Source organism: Pseudomonas tremae, from assembly GCF_001401155.1.
Taxonomy (GTDB): domain Bacteria; phylum Pseudomonadota; class Gammaproteobacteria; order Pseudomonadales; family Pseudomonadaceae; genus Aquipseudomonas; species Aquipseudomonas tremae.
On record NZ_LJRO01000441.1, the window covers coordinates 1 to 295 of the forward strand.

General features: G+C 59.0%; 1 protein-coding gene. It reads left to right on the forward strand.

Annotated elements, in window-relative coordinates:
- The coding region (locus ALO43_RS32245) for an NAD-glutamate dehydrogenase (RefSeq protein WP_162235622.1) at positions 1-139 on the forward strand (139 nt) is incomplete at its 5' end.
- Positions 140-295: the final 156 nt, after the last annotated feature.

Below are 295 nucleotides of genomic sequence, written 5' to 3' on the forward strand. Positions count from 1 at the left end.
GCACTCGCTGATGGTCGAGCGCTGGCGTGCCATGCTGGTCGAGCTTCGTGCGGCAAGCGGCACTGATTACGCCATGTACGCCGTTGCCAACCGTGAGCTGCTGGACCTGGCCATGAGTGGGCAGGCCCTGACGGTCTGACCGCTGTCGTAGCAAGGCCGTAAGCAAAAAAACCGCATCGAAAGATGCGGTTTTTTTTGTGCGTGGTTACAGGCTTCAGGCTGTCGATCAAGCCGCTGACAGGTGCTCGTACAGAATCGTCGCGCCGACGATGATCAATACGATGCCGCCGACGAT